Raw genomic sequence first — 21,559 nt, 5'->3', positions numbered from 1 at the left:
GAAAATATAAATCGCATATCCTTATGAGCATAAATCAACTTGACTAGCATTGCAAAAACGTATTATAAGCATATGTTCATTCAGTCAACGACTACTAATATAACATTATAGAACTTAGGATTTTGATTGGTGTTCCAGTCTTGTAAAATTGTTTAATTTAATGAAAGCGAAAATTATTTTAAGAAAGACAATTAACTAAAAAATAAAGATTATTAGTATAGTTTGCTATTGACAGGTGTTAAAGCTACTGATACTATGTAGTCTATAAACGCTTTAGTTCGATAGAGTGATAAAGGATGGTTGTCATATGATAAATGCAGTAGTAATAGCAGTAATATTAATGATTGTGCTATGTTTATGTCGATTAAACGTAGTTATAAGCTTATTTATCAGTGCGCTAGTTGGTGGCTTAATTTCAGGCATGAGCATTGAAAAAGTTATAAATGTATTTGGGAAAAATATAGTCGATGGTGCTGAGGTAGCATTAAGCTATGCCTTATTAGGTGGATTTGCAGCATTAATTTCATACAGTGGTATCACAGACTATTTAGTAGGAAAAATTATAAATGCAATTCACGCTGAAAATAGTCGATGGTCAAGAGTTAAAGTAAAAGTGACAATAATTATTGCATTATTAGCTATGAGTATCATGAGTCAAAACTTAATTCCTGTACATATTGCATTCATTCCAATTGTCATTCCACCATTGTTAAGTCTGTTTAATGACTTAAAAATAGATAGACGTTTAATCGGTTTGATTATCGGTTTTGGTTTATGTTTCCCGTATGTGTTATTACCTTATGGATTCGGTCAAATTTTCCAACAAATTATTCAAAGTGGCTTTGCAAAGGCGAATCACCCAATTGAGTTTAATATGATTTGGAAAGCAATGCTTATTCCTTCAATGGGGTATATTGTTGGCTTACTTATCGGCTTATATGTATATCGTAAACCACGTGAATATGAAACACGTAAAATTTCAGATAGTGACAATGTTACAGAGTTAAAACCATATATCTTAATAGTAACAATTGTAGCAATACTAGCTACATTTTTAGTACAAACATTTACAGATTCAATGATTTTTGGTGCACTGGCCGGGGTACTCGTATTCTTTATTTCACGTGCATATAATTGGTATGAATTAGATGCTAAGTTTGTTGAAGGTATTAAAATTATGGCTTATATTGGTGTAGTTATTTTAACAGCAAATGGATTTGCTGGTGTAATGAATGCTACTGGTGATATAGATGAATTAGTTAAAACTTTAACAAGTATTACTGGTGATAATAAATTATTTAGCATTATCATGATGTATGTGATAGGTTTAATTGTCACTTTAGGTATTGGATCATCATTTGCAACAATTCCTATTATCGCATCATTATTCATTCCTTTTGGAGCGTCAATTGGACTAGATACTATGGCATTAATCGCATTGATTGGAACAGCGAGTGCATTAGGTGACTCAGGTTCACCTGCAAGTGATTCAACATTAGGACCAACTGCGGGATTAAATGTTGATGGCCAACATGATCATATACGCGATACTTGTGTACCAAACTTCTTGTTTTATAATATTCCTTTAATGATTTTCGGTACTATTGCTGCTATGGTACTATAAGCATAAAGAGGTGAAAATATGACTCATTTATTAGAGACATTTGAGATGTCAATAGATCACCAGGAAGATGGTTTAGTTGTTATTTCTATGCCTGTTACTGATAAAGTAAAACAACCATTTGGATATTTACATGGTGGTGCTTCGATTGCTTTAGGTGAAACAGCATGTTCATTAGGATCTGCTAATCTAATTGATACAACCAAATTTATTCCATTAGGTTTAGAGATGAATGCCAACCATATTCATTCTGCTAAAGATGGTCGTGTTACTGCGACAGCTGAGATTATTCATCAAGGTAAGTCGACACATGTATGGGATATAAAAATTAAGAATGACAAAGAACAATTAATTACAGTTATGCGTGGTACAGTTGCTATTAAACCTTTAAAATAAAAGAACTGCTAGCTGAAATGTTATGAGATATTCATAACTACGGCTAGCAGTTTTTTTATGCGCTATATTGTTGTAGTTTTAGAAATGCTTGTTCAATGCGTTCGGCAGCTTTACGGCCACCCATAACATTTCTACCAAATGGTCCTAATTCTAAGTCTGCAAAGCATCCTGCGACAAATAGATTTGGTATCCATTCTAATTTTTCGGAAATAACAGGGTAATTACATTCGTTGATAGGTGCATCATAATTTTGTATTAATTGCTTAATAAGTGGTTGTGACATAAAATCTTGTTCAAAACCAGTTGCAACCATAATCTGTTGATATGGAACAGAATCATTTTCAGTGTTAATTAAACCATCACTAATTTGAGTGATAGGTGTTTTATGCACATTTATACGACCATTTTTAATATGTTTTTTAAGGCGTAAGTACAGTTCGTGAGGCATTGATCCTTTATGACGTTCACGTTGTACAATGGCATTTCTTTCAGGCATGCTTTTAGTACTTAAAAATGAAGACATATTTTTCGGACCTAACCAACCAGGATCAGCATCAAAGTCATGTATCTCAATATCTTTATTTAGCCATAAATGAATCTTTTTATCGTCATCATGATTTAACAATTTAAGTGCAAGATGTGCAGCAGTAATGCCACTACCAACGATATGATCGGTCTTATCATATACTACTTGATCATGTTCTTTCTCGAAGATATGATTTACATTTTGTTTGTCTTTTAAAATGTCAGGCATAAACGGAATATTTGTACTACCTATTGCAATAACGACGCAATCTGTAGTGATAATTTGTCCATCTTCTAACTTGATATGCCATTTGTCTTCTTGTTTATCTAAAGTTTGAACTAAACCTTGAACCAAGCAATCCTCTAATTGATATTGTTTAGAAGCATGTGCAATATGATCCATAAACATTGTCAATTCAGGTCGCTGATAAGGACCATAAAAAGCATTTGTATATTGGTGCTGTTTAGCGAATTGTTTTAGATGGAACGGTTGTGGATGTACGTGGTGTACAATCGGTGATCTTAAATAAGGCATTTCTATTCGATTTGTATATGAGTTAAACCTTTGGCAAAAAGTTTCGTGTGGGTCAATGATTGTTAATCGGTCTGTTGTTAATCCGCTTGATAATAGTTTTTGTGCGATTGCAGTTCCCTGTATGCCACCGCCGATAATTGTCCAATGCATAATAAAACCTCTCTCTTTTTAAAGCGTAATCGTTACGATTTATAATTATTATTATCATAATACATAACGACATGAAAGGCAATTAAATTAAAGAGATATACGTAGATAGGGCGAAGCTGTAGTCAAAGAAGTATGTACTAAACTAAATTCATTGAAAAAGAGGTAACAATGTCAAAAGAAAACAGCAGTAAAATCATTCCTAATTTGGAATCATCTTACTGCTGTTTGTTGTTGATTTATATTTATGACTTTGTTAAATAATCTACAATTTTGTGTCTTTTAAGTCTTCCGAAATTTCATCGACTTTAGTCTTTTTAGTATAAGGCGTTTTAATATTATATGCTGCTTTCATAATCATATGACTTGAAAGAGGACCTGTAATTAATACAAAGATAATCGCAACGATTAATTGCATATTTACAAAACCTTGAGTAGCAATAAAATATAAAAAAGTACCAAATAGTAATGACATTGCACCTAATGTTGATGCTTTTCCGGCAGCATGTGCACGTGAATATACATCTTCAAGTCTCAATAATCCTATGGCTGCTAGGGCGCTAATTAAAGCACCGATGATAACAAAGATAAGTGCAAGACTAATCAGTATGATTTTGATCATGTTCAATCACCTTACCTTTGTCCATAAATTTAGAGAATACTGCAGTACCTAAAAAGGCTAATATACCAATCATCATAATAACGACAATCATGTATTTAATATTTAATAAAATACTGAATAATGCTATAACTGCCATTAATTGAAGACCAATCGCATCTAATGCGACAACACGATCGGCAAGTGATGGGCCTAGCACAACGCGAATGAGCATAGCTAACATAGAAATGACAACTATGATTAATGCAATAACGATAATAACATTATGATTCATTATATTTCGCCCACCTCTCTTACAATTTTCTCTAATGATGTTTTAATACTTTCTACTTCTTGCTCTTTAGTTGAAAAATCTATGGCATGAATATAAATTTTTGTACGATCATCACTTACACCAAGCACTACAGTACCAGGTGTTAATGTAATTAAATTAGACAACAAGACAATTTGCCAATCTTTTTTTAAATCTGTGTGATAAACAAAGAATCCTGGTTCATTTTTAATCGAAGGTTTAATAATAATTTTCAAAACATCAAAATTAGCTTTAATCAGTTCGATTAAGAAAATAATAATTAATTTAATAATACGATATAGCGTGATGACATAAAATCTACCTGGTAACACTCTGTGTAAGAGGTAAAAAAGAACTAGGCCAAAGATGAAACCTAACACAAAGTTATTTGTTGTGTAACTATTTGTCACAAACAACCAAAACACTGCGATAATAAAGTTTAATACTAATTGTACAGCCATGTTATTTACCTCCTAATACAGCTTTAACGTAGGTTGATGGATTGTAGAATGTTTCTGCACCAGCTTTTACCATTGGATATAAGTAATCTGCTGACAATCCATATAAAACAGTTATCACAACTGCAACGATTGCAATCGTAGTTAAATATTTGACGTCGACTTTGTTATTAAGATCATATCCTTTTGGTTGACCGAAAAAGCCTTGTAGGAATATGCGAATGACAGAATATAATACGACTAAACTTGATAATAAGACGATGACACCACTCAAATAAAATCCTCTTTCAAATGTTGATTGGACAATGAAAAATTTTCCATAAAAGCCACTGAGTGGGGGAATGCCAGCTAAACTTAATGCTGCAATAAAGAATGACCAACCAAGTACAGGATATCGTTTAATTAAGCCACCAAATTGTCTTAAATCAGCAGTGCCTGTAATTTTAATTATAATTCCGATAAGCAAGAATAATGCAAGTTTTACTAACATGTCATGCAATGTATAGTAAATAGCACCAATCATACCTGACTCTGTCATCATTGCAACGCCGACTAAGATCACACCTACAGCAATCATGACATTGTATAGGATGATTTTTTTAATGTTGGCATATGCAACAGCACCGACACAACCAAAGATGATCGTTAATAGTGCTAAGAATAAAATGACATAATGTGAAAAGCTTACATTATCACTAAAGAATAGGCTCAATGTTCTAGCGATTGCATAAACACCAACTTTTGTTAACAAAGCGCCAAAGAATGCAATGATTGGAATTGGTGGTGCATAGTATGCACTAGGTAACCAAACAAACATTGGGAATACGCCAGCTTTTGTAGCAAAAACAAAGATAAATAGTATGAAAACGATATTGACTAAGCCACTGTCATGCGCTGAAAGGTTAGCTAATTTATTGCTTATATCTGCTAGATTCAATGTTCCTACTACTGAATATAAAATCGCTACACCCATTACGAAGAAGGATGATGATACAACGTTAACAAGAACATATTTTATTGTTTCTTGTAATTGGATTTTTGTAGAACCTATAACTAATAAGAAATATGATGACATTAGAAATACTTCGAAAAATACGAATAGGTTGAAAATGTCACCAGTTGTAAAGGCACCAATGATACCTATTAACATAAATAGTACTGAAAAATAATAATAATATCTTTCACGTTCAATACCAATTGTTTGGTATGAATATAAAATCACAATAGCTGTAATAATAATACTAGTAATAATTAGTAAGGCACTGAATATGTCTAAAACAAAGACAATACTGTAAGGCGCTTTCCATGAACCTAGTTCAACTCGTAATGGTCCATGTTTTACAACATTTGCTAAATTGATAATTGCCGCGACCAAGGTTAATAATGTACCGCCTAGTGCGACATAACGCTTTATAATAGGACGCTTTCCAATAAAGACAAGTAATATGGCTGTAATTACTGGAATGACGAGCGTTAACACAAGCATATTACTTTCAATCATCTTCTGGAACTCCTTTCATACTCTCAACGTTATCTGTGCCTAATTCTTTATATGTTCTAAATGCTAATACTAAGAAAAAGGCTGTTGTCGCAAAGGCGATAACGATTGCTGTTAAAATAAGTGCTTGCGGGATAGGATCAACATAGCTTTTTACGTTCGCTTCATAAATTGGAACAGTACCATGTTTAAGTCCACCCATAGTTATTAAAAATAAATTTGCTGCATGTGTTAGTAGTGTAGTTCCCATAACAATTCGTATCAGACTTTTAGACAAAACGAGATAGACACTAATTGCTGTGAGAATACCACTAACAAAAATCATAATAATTTCCACTATTCGTTCTCTCCAATCGAAATAATAATTGTCATGACAGTACCAACTACTGCACATAAAACACCGAAATCAAAGAATACTGCTGTTGTCATATGAACAGGTTCTAATATAAATAACGGTATATCAAATGTGACATGCGTAAAGAAATTTTTGCCTAAAAACCAACTTGCGATAGGCGTCGCAATACAAAAAACTAATCCGATACCTATCAAGATTTTAAAATCTAATGGGAAAATTTTACGCATTGTTTCTATATCAAATGCAATCGTAATGATAACAAGTGAACTTGCGAATAATAATCCGCCGACGAAACCGCCACCAGGTGTATAATGTCCTGCTAAGAAAAGTGAAAAACCAAAGACCATTACCATGAAAAAGATAATAACTGCAGCAAATTGCAAAATTAGATCATTTTGTTGTCTATTCATGATTTTTCACCTCGTTACCTTGCGTTTGACGCTTTTTACGTAATTTAATCATTGTATATACAGCTAATCCTGCGATACCAAGCACAGATGACTCGAATAAAGTATCCATACCACGGAAATCCACAAGTATGACGTTTACCATGTTTTTACCGTGAGCTAAATCATAAACGTGCTCTTGATAAAACTTAGATATCGATTCAAAATGTCTATTTCCGTATGCAATTAAACCGATAATAATGACGGACAAACCAACACCACCAGCAATTAAAGCATTAGTAAGCTGGAATGAGCGCTTTTCATTATAACGATTTAAATTTGGTAAGTGGTAGAAGCATAATAAGAACAATGCTGTTGAAATAGATTCAACGACAAACTGTGTCAATGCTAAGTCGGGTGCTTTAAAGAATATAAACAATACAGACACAGCATATCCAACTGCACTTAGCATAATGATGCTAAATAATCTTGATTTAGCGAAAAGAATTAAAAAGGCAGCACTTAATAATAAAATTACGATACAAACTTCGAAAATTCTAATCGGACTAACGTCTTTAAAATTAATGTTGAAAGGTACTGAGAATACAGTGATAAATGTTAATAAAATTAATGCACCAAAAATGATAACTAAATTATTACGTGAATAATCGGTAACATAGCTATTCGTCATCTTTTCAGAGTAGTTTGGAATAACATTTGCACTTCTGTTGTACCAATAATTGAATGTTAGTTTACCAGGTTGTCGTTGCAACAATTTTACCCAATAACTAAATGTCACAATTAGTAAGATACCTAAAATATAAATCACTAATGTTGATAAAAAGGCAGGCGTTAATCCATGGAACATATGGAATTCAACATCATCAATTACCGTATGATTAATCGAAGATGTAGCTGGTTCAATAATCGAATTAGTTAAAATGCCAGGGAATAAACCAAATACAATTACTAATGTAGCTAAAATAGCTGGTGATAAAAGCATTAATATTGATACTTCGTGTGCTTTTTTAGGTAATTGTTCAGGTTTATATTGTCCGAAAAATATATGCATTATAAATTTAATTGAATATACAAATGTGAAGACACTGCCCACTATACCAATGATTGGGAATAGGTAGCCTAATGTATCAACACTGAATAAATTTGCTTGGCTTGCTGTAAATGTTGTTTCTAAAAATGATTCTTTTGATAAGAAACCATTGAACGGTGGTACACCAGCCATACTTAATGCCGTAATAACAGTGATTGTAAATGAAATAGGCATAATTGTTAGTAAGCCACCTAATTTCTTAACATCACGTGTACCAGTAGAATGATCCACTGCACCTGTAATCATAAATAGGGCACCTTTAAATGTTGCATGGTTGATTAAATGGAATATTGCAGCCGTAAATGCAGCAGCATATATTTTGCTATCATCGCCTTGATAGTGATAACTAATGGCACCGATTCCAAGCATCGCCATAATCATACCTAATTGGGATACTGTTGAAAATGCCAGTATACCTTTCAAGTCTTGTTGTTTTGTTGCGTTTAGCGAAGCCCAGAATAACGTAATTAAACCAACGAGTGTGACAGTCCATATCCAACCTTGCGATGCTGCGAAGATTGGTGTCATTCGAGCGATTAAATATAACCCTGCTTTAACCATTGTTGCTGAATGAAGATAAGCACTGACTGGTGTAGGTGCTTCCATTGCATCTGGTAGCCAAATATAAAATGGAAACTGAGCAGATTTTGTAAAAGCACCAATCATAATTAAAATCATCGCAAAAATGAAGAATGGGCTATTTTGAATTTCAGAAGCATGTTGAATCATGTACTGAATGCTAAATGATTGCGTTGGTATAGCGAGTAAGATGATACCACCTAATAATGATAGACCACCAAATACTGTGATTATGAGCGATTTTTGAGCACCATATATAGATGCTTGTCGTTCGCGCCAGAATGAAATAAGTAAAAAACTAGAAAATGACGTTAGCTCCCAGAATAAATATAGAATAATAACATTATCTGAAAGTACGACACCTAACATTGCACCCATAAATAGTAATAAATAACAATAAAAATTCCCTAGTTGTTCTGACTTACTTAAGTAGCCGATTGAATATAATACTACTAAACTGCCGATTCCTGAAATAAGCAAACTAAAGAGTAAACCTAAGCCATCAAGATATAAATCAAAGTTCATACCAAAATGAGGCATCCAATTTAAGGTTTTCATTACAGTATTACCTGACATCGTCGTTTTAATTAATGTAAGCATATAAATAAATATGACGATAGGGACAGGTAATACGAACCATCCTAAATGTATACGTTTAAAAAATCTATACAGGATAGGAATAATGAGTGCGAATATTAACGGTAATATCACCGCAATATGTAACAAACTCACTATGTTGTCCTCCTTTAAAAAATATTTATGTTATTCATTATACATGAATGATATAGTTCTGAAAAACGTACACACTCCTTGTTGTGCTTTATTTTCAGAAGTATTTAAATAAGAAGAAACACGTCATTTTTTATTTAAAATTTTCTTTGTATTGAAGTGAATAATCTTCTTTTAAGCGTGCTAAACTAGCTAAAGACATTTCAGCATGTTTTGTTTGCTGAGCTTTAAGTTTAGTTTCTAAATCTGTAATTGCTTGTTGAAGTGAATCTTCATAGCGCAATACATCAACATTGAAGTCGCGTAATTGTGAACGTTTCGTATAGCGTTTTTCAAAATGGCTTAATGCTTTGCGTTCATGGAAAAATACACCTTCAGTTTCAGTAGGGTTATGTAAATCACCTTGTTTCGGGTGTTTGATAACTTGTTCAACTTTAACAAGTACATCGTCTCCATTTTCTTCAACAATCGTGACACCATAGCTACCTGTTTTGTGTGAAAATCGATATAGCTTCATGCTATTTTCCTCCCTTAAAAGTATGTTAATATATATGTATCATAACATGAATGGAGAATATAAATGGCTAACTATCCACAGTTAAACAAAGAAGTACAACAAGGTGAAATTAAAGTGGTTATGCACACAAATAAAGGTGACATGACATTCAAATTATTTCCAAATATTGCACCAAAAACAGTTGAAAATTTTGTGACACATGCAAAAAATGGTTATTATGATGGAATAACATTCCACCGTGTCATTAATGACTTCATGATTCAAGGTGGCGATCCAACAGCTACTGGTATGGGTGGCGAAAGTATTTATGGCGGTGCTTTTGAAGATGAATTTTCATTAAATGCATTTAACTTATATGGCGCATTATCAATGGCTAACTCAGGACCTAATACTAATGGTTCACAATTTTTCATTGTTCAAATGAAAGAAGTACCTCAAAATATGTTAAGTCAACTTGCAGATGGTGGTTGGCCACAACCAATCGTTGATGCATATGGCGAGAAGGGTGGTACACCATGGTTAGATCAAAAACATACAGTATTCGGTCAAATCATTGATGGTGAAACTACATTAGAAGATATTGCAAATACAAAAGTGGGACCACAAGATAAACCACTTCATGATGTTGTAATTGAATCTATTGATGTTGAAGAATAATATCTAAACATAATTAACTACCAACATTTTAAACTCGGATAAAGCTAATTTATGAATGGATTAGTATATATTCCAACTAAAACAAATAAACTAACATGATAAGCAATCTTAATATATTTATCAAGAAAGCACAGTTTTTAAATAGATGTGTATTCTAAAGATAATAGTTGAGGTTGCTTTTTATGTTTTACAGAGAATTGCTATTCAAATAGTTAATAAATTGAAAACAAAGTAGCTGGATATCATATTGGTTTAGATAGGAATTTGTTGCTGATTTTATTTGTAAATCCAAGTTTGTAGAATTCTTATTCATTTATAAAATAATATTCGTATGATTTGATGTTTTAATTAGTCCACCATTTCGATTTGTGCTATGATAATAGTGTTAAGTAAACGAAATAAGGGGTTATTAAGTTGAATAACTACAAAATTGGCCAACATATCAAGGTGCGTGTAACTGGTATTCAACCATACGGTGCGTTTGTTGAGACCCCTAATCATACTGAAGGACTGATTCATATATCAGAAATTATGGATGACTACGTTCATAATTTGAAGAAATTTCTATCAGAAGGCCAAATTGTTAAAGCTAAAATTTTGTCTATAGATGATGAAGGAAAGCTTAATCTATCATTAAAGGATAATGATTACTTCAAAAATTATGAGCGTAAGAAGGAAAAACAATCAGTATTAGATGAAATCAGAGAAACAGAAAAATATGGGTTTCAAACACTTAAAGAACGCTTACCAATCTGGATAAAACAGTCAAAGCGAGCAATTCGAAACGACTAAAGGAACAGATAAATCGTACCGAAAATCATACAAAGGGTCTGAAATGAAAGTTTCTTAGACTATAAAAGAGATTAGTATCTATCAAATTTTATTAGATACTAATCTCTTTTTGTCTACGATAACGTAATATGATTGATTCTATTTACACTTACAAATGGTTTAAGGTGACATATCCATTATCTTTGTTAGATAGAATCGTTGACTTGCAATGATGTATGTGGATTTGTTTTTTAAATTTATTTTAGAAATGAGAACTACAACTTAAAGTATTAAACGAAATGTAACTATATAAACAGATAATTGGAGAATGAAAAAATTACATGTTATAGTCAACTCAATAATTTTAAGGAGGAATTAAGTAATGAAAAGTAAATACGAACCATTGTTTGATAAAGTAGAATTACCAAATGGAGTAGAGTTGAGAAATCGATTTGTGTTAGCCCCTTTAACACATATTTCTTCAAATGATGATGGTACTATTTCAGATGTAGAACTTCCTTATATTGAAAAGCGTTCACAAGATGTTGGTATTACAATTAATGCTGCGAGTAATGTGAGTGATGTCGGAAAAGCATTTCCAGGACAGCCATCAATCGCGCATGACAGTGATATTGAAGGACTAAAACAATTAGCTACAGCAATGAAGAAAAACGGTGCCAAAGCACTCGTACAAATACATCATGGCGGTGCACAAGCATTGCCTGAATTAACACCTGATGGAGACGTCGTAGCACCAAGTCCAATTTCTTTAAAAAGTTTCGGTCAGAAACAAGAACATAGTGCTAGAGAAATGACGAATGAAGAGATTGAACAAGCAATCAAGGATTTTGGTGAAGCAACACGACGTGCAATTGAAGCAGGGTTTGATGGTGTTGAAATACATGGCGCGAATCATTACTTAATTCATCAATTTGTATCACCATACTATAATAGAAGAAATGATGTATGGGCAAATCAATATAAATTCCCGGTCGCTGTGATTGAAGAAGTGCTTAAAGCGAAAGAAGCGTATGGCAATAGAGACTTTATAGTTGGATACAGATTATCTCCAGAGGAAGCGGAGTCTCCAGGAATCACAATGGAAATTACAGAGGAACTCGTTAATAAAATTAGCCATATGCCAATCGACTATATTCATGTTTCAATGATGGATACGCATGCAACGACACGTGAAGGTAAATACGCTGGACAAGAAAGACTGCCTTTAATTCACAAATGGATAAATGGTCGTATGCCACTTATCGGTATAGGTTCAATTTTCACAGCTGACGAAGCTTTAGATGCAGTTGAAAATGTTGGTGTTGACTTAGTAGCCATTGGTAGAGAGCTACTACTGGATTATCAATTTGTTGAAAAAATTAAAGATGGACGGGAAGATGAAATTATTAATTACTTTGATCCAGAGAGAGAAGATAATCATCACTTAACTCCTAATTTATGGCATCAATTTAATGAAGGGTTCTATCCATTACCACGTAAAGATAAATAAGTGTTTAACTGTTACCACTAATGATATTGTGTATGCAATTTGTTAGTGGTTTTCAATATTTATAATTAAAAATATTCTTAGTAAAATATACTTTTGATTAAGTGTAAAATTATCAATTCTTTTGCTTGTAATCATTTAAGTAATTATGTCATTATAAATGTAAGGGTTTTCAAAATAGACAAATTTAATGAAACTTAGTGATTATTTCATCTTTTTTTGGTGGAAAAGTATCTGCTTTGAAAACTAATGTAATTATTTGGATAATGTTTCATGTATAATAGTTATAAATGATGAAAAGGGGAGATATGATGACTAAATCTGAAAAAATTATTGAGTTAACAAATCATTACGGAGCACATAATTATTTACCATTGCCAATTGTCATTTCAGAAGCTGAAGGGGTATGGGTTAAAGATCCTGAAGGCAATAAATATATGGATATGTTATCTGCATATTCCGCTGTTAACCAAGGTCATAGACATCCGAAAATTATTCAAGCATTAAAAGATCAAGCTGATAAAGTGACTCTAGTTTCACGTGCTTTTCATAGTGATAACTTAGGAGAATGGTACGAAAAAATTTGTAAACTGGCAGGTAAAGATAAAGCTTTGCCAATGAATACAGGTGCTGAAGCAGTAGAAACAGCTTTGAAAGCAGCACGACGCTGGGCATACGATGTTAAAGGAATTGAGCCAAATAAAGCAGAAATCATTGCATTTAATGGTAACTTCCATGGTCGAACAATGGCGCCAGTTTCATTATCATCAGAAGCAGAATACCAACGTGGTTATGGTCCGTTATTAGATGGATTTAGAAAAGTTGATTTTGGAGATGTAGATGCATTGAAAGCTGCAATTAATGAAAATACTGCAGCAGTTTTAGTAGAACCAATTCAAGGTGAAGCGGGTATAAATATACCGCCAGAAGGATATTTGAAAGCAATTAGAGAATTATGTGATGAACATAATGTCTTATTTATTGCTGACGAAATCCAAGCAGGATTAGGTCGTTCGGGTAAATTATTTGCTACGGATTGGGATAATGTAAAACCTGATGTCTATATTTTAGGTAAAGCACTAGGTGGTGGTGTCTTCCCAATTTCTGTTGTATTAGCAGATAAAGAAGTATTAGATGTCTTTACACCTGGCTCACATGGTTCAACATTTGGTGGTAATCCACTTGCTTGTGCTGCATCAATTGCTGCATTAGATGTTATCGTTGATGAGGATTTACCAGGGCGCTCTTTGGAATTAGGAGATTATTTTAAAGAACAATTAAAGCAAATTGATCATCCATCAATTAAAGAAGTCCGTGGACGTGGTTTGTTTATAGGTGTGGAACTTAATGAAAGTGCTAGACCATATTGTGAAGCTTTGAAAGAAGAAGGTTTATTATGTAAAGAAACGCATGATACTGTCATTCGTTTTGCACCACCATTAATTATTACTAAAGAAGAATTGGACCTTGCACTTGAAAAAATAAGACATGTATTTCAATAATGTCAAAAAGTTGTAACAATCAGTTTGTAAGGGCTTTAAAAAGGAATACGTTATGTTACAATATGTTTGAAAGCGAAATCATTAGGTAAAGAAGAGGCGAAAAGGATCATGACTGAGAACAATAATTTAGTAACTTCTACTCAAGGAATTATTAAAGAAGCATTGCATAAATTGGGATTTGACGAAGGAATGTACGATTTAATTAAAGAACCTTTAAGAATGTTACAAGTGCGTATCCCTGTACGAATGGATGATGGCACTGTTAAAACATTTACAGGTTACCGTGCGCAACATAATGATGCTGTTGGACCAACAAAAGGGGGCGTGCGTTTCCACCCAGATGTTGATGAAGAAGAAGTAAAAGCATTATCAATGTGGATGACTTTGAAATGTGGCATTGTTAACTTACCATACGGTGGTGGTAAGGGTGGTATCGTTTGTGATCCACGTCAAATGAGCATTCATGAAGTTGAACGTTTATCACGCGGATATGTAAGAGCAATTTCACAATTCGTAGGTCCGAACAAAGATATTCCAGCACCAGATGTATTTACAAACTCACAAATTATGGCTTGGATGATGGATGAATATAGTGCATTAGATAAATTTAATTCACCAGGTTTCATCACAGGTAAACCAATTGTATTGGGTGGTTCTCATGGACGCGACAGATCAACTGCACTAGGTGTAGTTATTGCAATTGAACAAGCTGCAAAACGTCGTAATATGCAAATTGAAGGTGCCAAGGTTGTTATTCAAGGTTTCGGTAATGCCGGAAGTTTCTTAGCTAAATTCTTATATGATTTAGGTGCAAAAATTGTAGGTATCTCTGATGCTTACGGTGCATTACACGATCCAAATGGCTTAGATATAGATTATTTATTAGACCGTCGTGATAGTTTTGGTACGGTAACAAATTTATTTGAAGAAACAATCTCAAATAAAGAATTGTTTGAATTAGATTGTGACATTTTAGTACCAGCGGCTATTTCAAACCAAATCACAGAAGACAATGCACATGATATTAAAGCTAGTATCGTTGTTGAAGCTGCTAATGGACCTACAACACCAGAAGCAACACGTATTTTAACTGAACGTGGTATATTATTAGTTCCAGACGTATTAGCAAGTGCTGGTGGTGTAACGGTTTCTTACTTCGAATGGGTACAAAATAATCAAGGTTATTATTGGTCTGAAGAAGAAGTAAATGAAAAGCTACGTGAAAAATTAGAAGCGGCATTTGATACGATTTACGAATTGTCTCAAAATCGAAAAATAGATATGAGACTTGCAGCATATATCATAGGTATTAAACGTACAGCAGAAGCAGCTAGATATCGTGGTTGGGCATAATTAATTATCATATGTGATTTAACGAGCTTGGGACAGAAAACAAAGCCCTAAGCTCGTTAATTTTATTTTAGCAGTAGTTGACTGTAAAACAATGCCCGTGTAACAAGCTTATTTCAAAAATAGTCGGGGCCCCCAACACAGAGAAATTGGGGAGCCAATTTCTACAGACAATGCAAGTTGGGGCGGGCCCCAACACAGAAGCTGGTGGAAAGTCAGCTTACAATAATGTGCAAGTTGGCGGGGCCCCAACACAGAGAAATTGGGGAGTCAATTTCTACAGACAATGCAAGTTGGGGTGGCCCCGAACACAGAGAATTTCTAATTAAACGCTCAACTATATATAATTGAGCAAAAAGACAGCAGTAGGATATTTTCTATTCGGAAATATCTTACTGCTGTTTTTTATAGTAATAGCTATATTTTTGTATTTATGTTTTCTAGTTTAACAATACTATTTAATGACTTCTTTATATTTATCAGCGAAATTTGTAAAGACACCATCAACGCCGTATTTATTTAATCGTAACATATCAGCTTTTTCATTTACTGTATAAGGATGTACTATAAATCCTAAGTCTTTTAAATGATGGGTATTTTGTTCAGTTAAATCTGTATAATCAGGTCCTAATCCAATCGCATAAGAGCGTATCTCCTTTAAGCGTTGGTCGTTAAATTGTTGTAGTTCACCTTTATCAACTAATTTTACTAATGGCACATGCTTATTTTGACGATGAATTTTCTTTAAACTTTCATCAGAAAATGATTGAATCATTACATGTCCATTTTTTAATTTATTGTTATTTAAAAGGTGATGCTTTTTCAATGAAGCTAATAATTGTTCTTCCATTCCTGGGTATACATCAGGTGACTTTGTTTCAATATAATAGTTTGCATACGGACCATAACGTTCTAAAATTTCATCTAAAGTGGGTACTTTAGCATTTTTATAACTTGCTCTTGCGTATTTTGGATATTTTTTATTAAACCAACTTCCTGCATCTAACTGTTTTAATTCATCAAGGGTATAATCCTCAACTTTACCGTGTCCATTTGTTGTACGGTTAACTGTTTCATCATGCATAGCAACTAAATGGCCATCTTTGGTACGTTGTAAATCAATTTCGATATACGATGCTTTTAACTCATTATGACTCTTATCATATGCTTGAAACGTATGCTCGGGTGCATAGCCACTTGCGCCACGATGTGCGATAGTAGTGAATCGCTCATTCGTTAAATTTGTATGCCATTGAATAGCCTGAGGTTTATTTGCAATTTGATTTGTTTGTTCAGCGCCAGCAGTAGGTACTGATAAAAATCCCATAGTAAAAACAGCAGAAGCAGCCATAAATTTAGTGAAGCTTTTCGAAGAGTTAGTCATAGTCTTTATCCTTTCATCTCTTTATTTGTAGTCTAACAATTTTAAAATACTACAAAAACCTGCTTGTGAAAACGCTTTACACATTTCTTTTACAATTTATAACATTTTTGTAATATAAATTTAAAAGAATTATCAAACATTTTAGGAATATTAAAAATGTGATGTTCAATAAGACGAAGAGAGCATTAAAATACCCACAATGTAATTTTTATAGACATTGTGGGTAGGTAGATTAACGTATTTATTGTGACAGTAATTGTTTAGCAACATCAAGTTGTTGTTTGACCGATGATTGACCCGTTGACCCGTAACTTTGACGTCGTTTCAAGCAATTTTCAGGCTGCAAATAATCGTAAATATCGGCATCGATACTAGAATGATGTTGTTGATATGTTGCTAAAGGAACATCTAATAAATAATGACCTTGTTGTATACATTCTAAGACGATTTTTCCTACAATTTCATGTGCAGTTCTAAATGGAATATTTTTAGTTACTAAATAATCTGCTAGTTCCGTTGCATTTGAAAAATCTTCTTTAACAGTTTGATTGAGTCGTTCTTTATTAATTGTCATCGTTTGAATCATACCTTCGAAAATACGTAAAGAACCTTTAATTGTATGGACAGCATCGAATAAACCTTCTTTATCTTCCTGCATATCTTTGTTATATGCTAGAGGTAATCCTTTTAAAGTCATAAGCATGCTCATTAAATGACCAGTCGTTCGACCAACTTTACCTCTAATTAATTCTGCCATATCAGGATTTTTCTTTTGTGGCATAATAGATGAGCCAGTAGAAAATGCATCTGATAATGTAATGAATTTAGCTTCGTCTGTGGACCAGAAAATAATTTCCTCTGCAAAGCGTGATAAGTGAACCATCGTTAAAGAAATATTATGCAATGTTTCAATAATATAGTCTCTGTCACTAACAGCATCTAGGCTATTCTCATAGAGACTGCCAAAGTTCAACAATGCTGTTGTCTCGTGTCTATCGATAGGGTATGTGGTACCACTTAAGGCTGCTGCACCTAAAGGATTAATATCGATTCGTTTTAAACTATCTTCAAATCGTTGTTGGTCTCGTTGTAACATCCAAAAATAAGTCATAATATGATGTGCAAATGAAATTGGCTGTGCACGCTGTAAATGAGTATAACCAGGCATAATTGTATCAACATTATTGGAAGCGATGTCTACAATTACACTTTGTAACGACTTAATTAATGCGATGATATCTTGCACTTGTTTCTTAGTGTACAAGTGCATGTCTGTTGCAACTTGATCGTTTCTACTGCGTCCAGTATGCAACTTACCACCAGCATCACCAATACGTTTAATTAATTCATGTTCAATATTTAAATGAATATCTTCTAATGATGCACTAAATTGAATTTGATCTTGATGATAATCATGTTGAATAGATTTTAGTCCTTGTATAATTTGTTCGCTGTCTTGTTGACTAATAATGCCTTGATTCGCAAGCATAGTTGCATGCGCAATGCTGCCTTCGATATCTTGATCTATGAGCGTTTGATCAAAAGTAATGGATGCGTTAAAGTCGTCAACCCACTCTTCAGGTTGTACTTCAAATCTACCGCCCCAAGCTTTATTGCTCATTGCTATAGCCTCCATGTAACATCGCATTTACTTGAGTAGGTAAACCATAGATATCGATAAAGCCAACAGCAGCGTCTTGATTAAATGCATCTTCTTTTGTATAAGTTGCTAATTTTTCATCATATAATGTGTAAGGTGATTTTCTACCATTAACGATGGCATTACCTTTGAATAATTTAATTCTGACATCACCACTTACGTATTGCTGAGTACTATCAATAAATAATTTCAAGCTATCAGTTAAAGGTGAGAACCAAAGTCCATTGTATAGTTGTTCAGCAAATTGCTTCTCGATGATTGGTTTAAAGTGTGCGACATCTTTCGTTAACGTAATCGTTTCTAATGCTTTATGCGCTTTTAAAATAACTTCTGCAGCAGGTGCTTCATAAATTTCTCTTGATTTGATACCTACAAGTCTATTTTCTACATGGTCAATTCTTCCGATACCATGCTTACCAGCTAATGCATTCAACGTTAAAATTAAATCGTCTAATTCATATGTTTTGCCATCAATTTGAACTGGGATACCTTTAACAAACGTTAAAATGATTTCATCAGCAGTATCTGGTGTTTCTTCTAAAGCATTTGTTAGATCGAACGCATCCTCTGGTGGCGCAGCATAAGGATCTTCTAAAATACCACATTCATTCGCTCTGCCCCATAGGTTTTGATCGATAGAATAAGGTGAATCATGGTTGATTGATACAGGGATATTATGTTTAATTGCATAATCAATTTCTTCTTCACGACTCCATGCCCACTCACGTACAGGTGCGAATGCTTTCAATGATGGGTTTAATGCTTTAATGGCAACTTCGAAACGTACTTGGTCATTCCCTTTACCAGTACAACCATGTGCAATACCTACTGAATTTGTTTTCTCAGCAATCTCTACTAATTTTTTAGCGATTAATGGTCTTGATAAAGCAGAAACTAATGGATATGCATTTTCATACATTAAATTTCCTTTGATTGCATAACTTACATACTCATCACTAAATTCTTTTGTTGCATCAATAATATGACATTCAACAGCTCCCATATCTAAAGCTTTTTTATAAACGATGTCTAAATCTTTACCTTCACCAACATCTAGGCAACAAGCTACAACGTCGTATCCTTTGTCGATAAGCCATTGAACGGCCACACTTGTATCTAGTCCTCCTGAATATGCTAAAACAATTTTCTCTTTCATAAAATTCACCTCATTGTAGTTATCTGAATATTTCGTATGAACACATGATAGCAAACTTTTAATGAAAATAAAACCATTATTTTACATATTTATTCATAAAATATGATAGAGGTAGTTAGAGTTGTAAGTATAAATGCTTATTTATCAATGTTTAAAATTGTTTTAAAAAACATGCAAATTGTATAAAAAATGTTTGAGTGTTTGACGCCAGATTGAAATGTTTGTTGAAAAATAGGTGTGAAACGTCACATAAATATCAATTTTATTGATTAAGTACAAACTTGTGAATTGAATCGCAAACGTAAACTTAGTAAAATTAAGATATTAAATGAAACAGGAGGCTTTTATAGATGACTCATATTCAATTAGATTTTAGTAAAACGTTAGAATTTTTCGGTGAACACGAATTAAAACAACAACAAGAAATTGTTAAATCAATTCACAAAACAATTCATGAAGGTACTGGTGCAGGTAGTGACTTCTTAGGCTGGGTTGATTTACCAGTTGATTACGACAAAGAAGAAATTTCAAGAATTGTTGAAGCATCAAAACGCATTAAAGAAAATTCTGATGTTTTAGTAGTCATCGGTATTGGTGGTTCTTATTTAGGTGCACGTGCAGCAATCGAAATGTTAACGTCATCATTTAGAAACAGCAATGAATACCCTGAAATTGTATTTGTTGGTAATCACTTATCATCAACATATACGAAAGAGTTAGTTGATTATTTAGCAGACAAAGATTTCTCTGTAAACGTTATTTCTAAATCTGGTACAACTACAGAACCAGCAGTTGCATTTAGATTGTTCAAACAATTAGTTGAAGAAAGATACGGTAAAGAAGAAGCACAAAAACGTATATTTGCAACAACGGATAAAGAAAAAGGTGCTTTAAAACAGTTGGCTACAAACGAAGGGTATGAAACGTTCATCGTACCTGATGATGTAGGTGGAAGATATTCTGTTTTAACAGCAGTAGGATTATTACCAATTGCAACAGCTGGAATTAACATCGAAGCTATGATGAATGGTGCTGCAAAAGCACGTGAAGAATTATCTTCAGATAAATTAGAAGAAAACATTGCATACCAATATGCGACAATTCGAAACATTTTATATGCAAAAGGTTATACAACAGAAATGTTGATTAACTATGAACCATCTATGCAATACTTTAATGAATGGTGGAAACAATTATTTGGTGAATCAGAAGGTAAAGACTTCAAAGGTATCTATCCTTCAAGTGCCAACTACACTACTGATTTACATTCTTTAGGTCAATATGTACAAGAAGGCCGTCGTTTCTTATTCGAAACAGTTGTAAAAGTAAATCATCCTAAATATGATATTACTATTGAAAAAGATAGTGATGATCTAGACGGATTAAATTATTTAGCTGGTAAAACAATCGACGAAGTTAACACAAAAGCATTCGAAGGGACATTATTAGCGCATACTGATGGTGGTGTTCCAAACATGGTAGTGAACATTCCACAATTAGATGAAGAAACTTTCGGTTATGTCATATACTTCTTCGAACTTGCTTGTGCAATGAGTGGATACCAATTAGGCGTAAATCCATTTAACCAACCTGGTGTAGAAGCATATAAACAAAATATGTTCGCATTATTAGGTAAACCTGGTTTTGAAGACTTGAAAAAAGAATTAGAAGATCGTTTATAAAATATATTACTTCAATGATTAGTAATCTATAAAATGGTATAAATATAGAGCTGAATATTAAGTTCATTGATAAAAATGAAAAGGCAATTTCTATTAGAGTTATTTAAATAGAAGTTGTCTTT

Annotated in this window: 20 protein-coding genes; 8 read left to right on the top strand and 12 right to left on the bottom strand. The window is 33.2% G+C overall.

All coding sequences use genetic code 11. The features are described from left to right. Window positions 1–307 precede the first annotated feature (307 nt). Both ACXQH5_RS02350 and ACXQH5_RS02345 read left to right on the top strand, forming a co-directional pair. Window positions 308–1,624: a Na+/H+ antiporter family protein gene (locus ACXQH5_RS02350; RefSeq protein ID WP_000606324.1), complete on the top strand. Its 1,317-nt coding sequence runs from the start codon at window positions 308–310 to the stop codon at window positions 1,622–1,624. An 18-nt stretch (window positions 1,625–1,642) separates the two neighbouring features. After that, complete coding sequence (locus ACXQH5_RS02345; RefSeq protein WP_000149294.1) at window positions 1,643–2,017, top strand: PaaI family thioesterase; 375 nt, start codon at window positions 1,643–1,645, stop codon at window positions 2,015–2,017. 55 nt (window positions 2,018–2,072) lie between these two features. On the opposite strand, the gene ACXQH5_RS02340 is transcribed toward ACXQH5_RS02345, so the two are convergent. From ACXQH5_RS02340 to ACXQH5_RS02300, 9 genes are all read right to left on the bottom strand, one after another. Then, window positions 2,073–3,227, bottom strand: coding sequence for an FAD/NAD(P)-binding protein (locus ACXQH5_RS02340; protein WP_000558763.1), 1,155 nt, complete (start codon window positions 3,225–3,227; stop codon window positions 2,073–2,075). Window positions 3,228–3,489: 262 nt separating this feature from the next. After that, on the bottom strand, window positions 3,490–3,846 hold the full coding sequence (gene mnhG1, locus ACXQH5_RS02335) for a Na+/H+ antiporter Mnh1 subunit G (RefSeq protein WP_000590451.1): 357 nt from the start codon (window positions 3,844–3,846) through the stop codon (window positions 3,490–3,492). Then, complete coding sequence (gene mnhF1, locus ACXQH5_RS02330) at window positions 3,824–4,117, bottom strand: Na+/H+ antiporter Mnh1 subunit F (protein ID WP_001016306.1); 294 nt, start codon at window positions 4,115–4,117, stop codon at window positions 3,824–3,826. The genes mnhG1 and mnhF1 overlap by 23 nt, the downstream gene beginning before the upstream one ends. Beyond that, entirely contained in the window at window positions 4,117–4,596 is a 480-nt protein-coding gene (gene mnhE1 / locus ACXQH5_RS02325) for a Na+/H+ antiporter Mnh1 subunit E (protein ID WP_458066457.1), read from the bottom strand. Before mnhE1 ends, mnhF1 begins: the two co-directional genes overlap by 1 nt. A 1-nt stretch (window position 4,597) precedes the next feature. After that, window positions 4,598–6,094, bottom strand: a complete 1,497-nt coding sequence (gene mnhD1 / locus ACXQH5_RS02320; protein ID WP_000573084.1) for a Na+/H+ antiporter Mnh1 subunit D — start codon at window positions 6,092–6,094, stop codon at window positions 4,598–4,600. Then, window positions 6,087–6,428: a Na+/H+ antiporter Mnh1 subunit C gene (gene mnhC1, locus ACXQH5_RS02315; RefSeq protein ID WP_000402803.1), complete on the bottom strand. Its 342-nt coding sequence runs from the start codon at window positions 6,426–6,428 to the stop codon at window positions 6,087–6,089. Before mnhC1 ends, mnhD1 begins: the two co-directional genes overlap by 8 nt. Next, window positions 6,428–6,856, bottom strand: coding sequence for a Na+/H+ antiporter Mnh1 subunit B (mnhB1, locus tag ACXQH5_RS02310; protein WP_001081626.1), 429 nt, complete (start codon window positions 6,854–6,856; stop codon window positions 6,428–6,430). Before mnhB1 ends, mnhC1 begins: the two co-directional genes overlap by 1 nt. Beyond that, window positions 6,849–9,254 carry a Na+/H+ antiporter Mnh1 subunit A gene (mnhA1, locus tag ACXQH5_RS02305; RefSeq protein ID WP_000054601.1) on the bottom strand — a complete coding sequence of 802 codons (2,406 nt, stop codon included), beginning with the start codon at window positions 9,252–9,254 and terminating at the stop codon, window positions 6,849–6,851. The genes mnhB1 and mnhA1 overlap by 8 nt, the downstream gene beginning before the upstream one ends. Before the next feature lie 130 nt (window positions 9,255–9,384). Continuing rightward, entirely contained in the window at window positions 9,385–9,768 is a 384-nt protein-coding gene (locus ACXQH5_RS02300) for a kinase-associated lipoprotein B (protein ID WP_000781162.1), read from the bottom strand. A 63-nt stretch (window positions 9,769–9,831) separates the two neighbouring features. On the opposite strand from ACXQH5_RS02300, the gene ACXQH5_RS02295 reads away from it, so the two are divergent. The 5 genes from ACXQH5_RS02295 to ACXQH5_RS02275 all read left to right on the top strand — a co-directional run bounded on the left by ACXQH5_RS02295 (window position 9,832) and on the right by ACXQH5_RS02275 (window position 15,558). Further along, window positions 9,832–10,425, top strand: a complete 594-nt coding sequence (locus ACXQH5_RS02295; RefSeq protein WP_000035058.1) for a peptidylprolyl isomerase — start codon at window positions 9,832–9,834, stop codon at window positions 10,423–10,425. A gap of 414 nt (window positions 10,426–10,839) precedes the next feature. Further along, a complete protein-coding gene (gene ygs, locus ACXQH5_RS02290) occupies window positions 10,840–11,217 on the top strand; it encodes a S1 domain-containing post-transcriptional regulator Ygs (protein WP_001067294.1) in 378 nt (125 codons plus the stop codon). A 361-nt stretch (window positions 11,218–11,578) separates the two neighbouring features. Beyond that, window positions 11,579–12,706 (top strand): NADH-dependent flavin oxidoreductase, encoded by a 1,128-nt coding sequence (locus ACXQH5_RS02285; protein WP_000838027.1) that lies wholly within the window; start codon window positions 11,579–11,581, stop codon window positions 12,704–12,706. Window positions 12,707–13,014: 308 nt separating this feature from the next. After that, complete coding sequence (locus ACXQH5_RS02280) at window positions 13,015–14,205, top strand: ornithine--oxo-acid transaminase (RefSeq protein ID WP_000167314.1); 1,191 nt, start codon at window positions 13,015–13,017, stop codon at window positions 14,203–14,205. 108 nt (window positions 14,206–14,313) lie between these two features. Beyond that, a complete protein-coding gene (locus ACXQH5_RS02275) occupies window positions 14,314–15,558 on the top strand; it encodes a Glu/Leu/Phe/Val family dehydrogenase (RefSeq protein ID WP_000138487.1) in 1,245 nt (414 codons plus the stop codon). 451 nt (window positions 15,559–16,009) lie between these two features. On the opposite strand, the gene ACXQH5_RS02270 is transcribed toward ACXQH5_RS02275, so the two are convergent. The 3 genes from ACXQH5_RS02270 to ACXQH5_RS02260 all read right to left on the bottom strand — a co-directional run bounded on the left by ACXQH5_RS02270 (window position 16,010) and on the right by ACXQH5_RS02260 (window position 19,755). Next, entirely contained in the window at window positions 16,010–16,939 is a 930-nt protein-coding gene (locus ACXQH5_RS02270) for a glycerophosphodiester phosphodiesterase (protein ID WP_000185327.1), read from the bottom strand. A gap of 241 nt (window positions 16,940–17,180) precedes the next feature. Next, window positions 17,181–18,560 (bottom strand): argininosuccinate lyase, encoded by a 1,380-nt coding sequence (argH, locus tag ACXQH5_RS02265; RefSeq protein ID WP_000066053.1) that lies wholly within the window; start codon window positions 18,558–18,560, stop codon window positions 17,181–17,183. Beyond that, the gene (locus ACXQH5_RS02260; protein ID WP_000660050.1) at window positions 18,550–19,755 is read right to left on the bottom strand and encodes an argininosuccinate synthase; all 1,206 of its coding nucleotides are present in this window, start codon (window positions 19,753–19,755) and stop codon (window positions 18,550–18,552) included. Before ACXQH5_RS02260 ends, argH begins: the two co-directional genes overlap by 11 nt. A 350-nt stretch (window positions 19,756–20,105) precedes the next feature. Between ACXQH5_RS02260 and ACXQH5_RS02255 the strand changes: the two genes are divergently transcribed. Next, on the top strand, window positions 20,106–21,437 hold the full coding sequence (locus ACXQH5_RS02255; protein ID WP_000148859.1) for a glucose-6-phosphate isomerase: 1,332 nt from the start codon (window positions 20,106–20,108) through the stop codon (window positions 21,435–21,437). Window positions 21,438–21,559 lie beyond the last annotated feature (122 nt).

Source organism: Staphylococcus sp. SA22, assembly GCF_054165785.1.
Note: the sequence above shows the minus strand (reverse complement) of the source record. Positions and strands in the feature narration are given on the sequence as shown.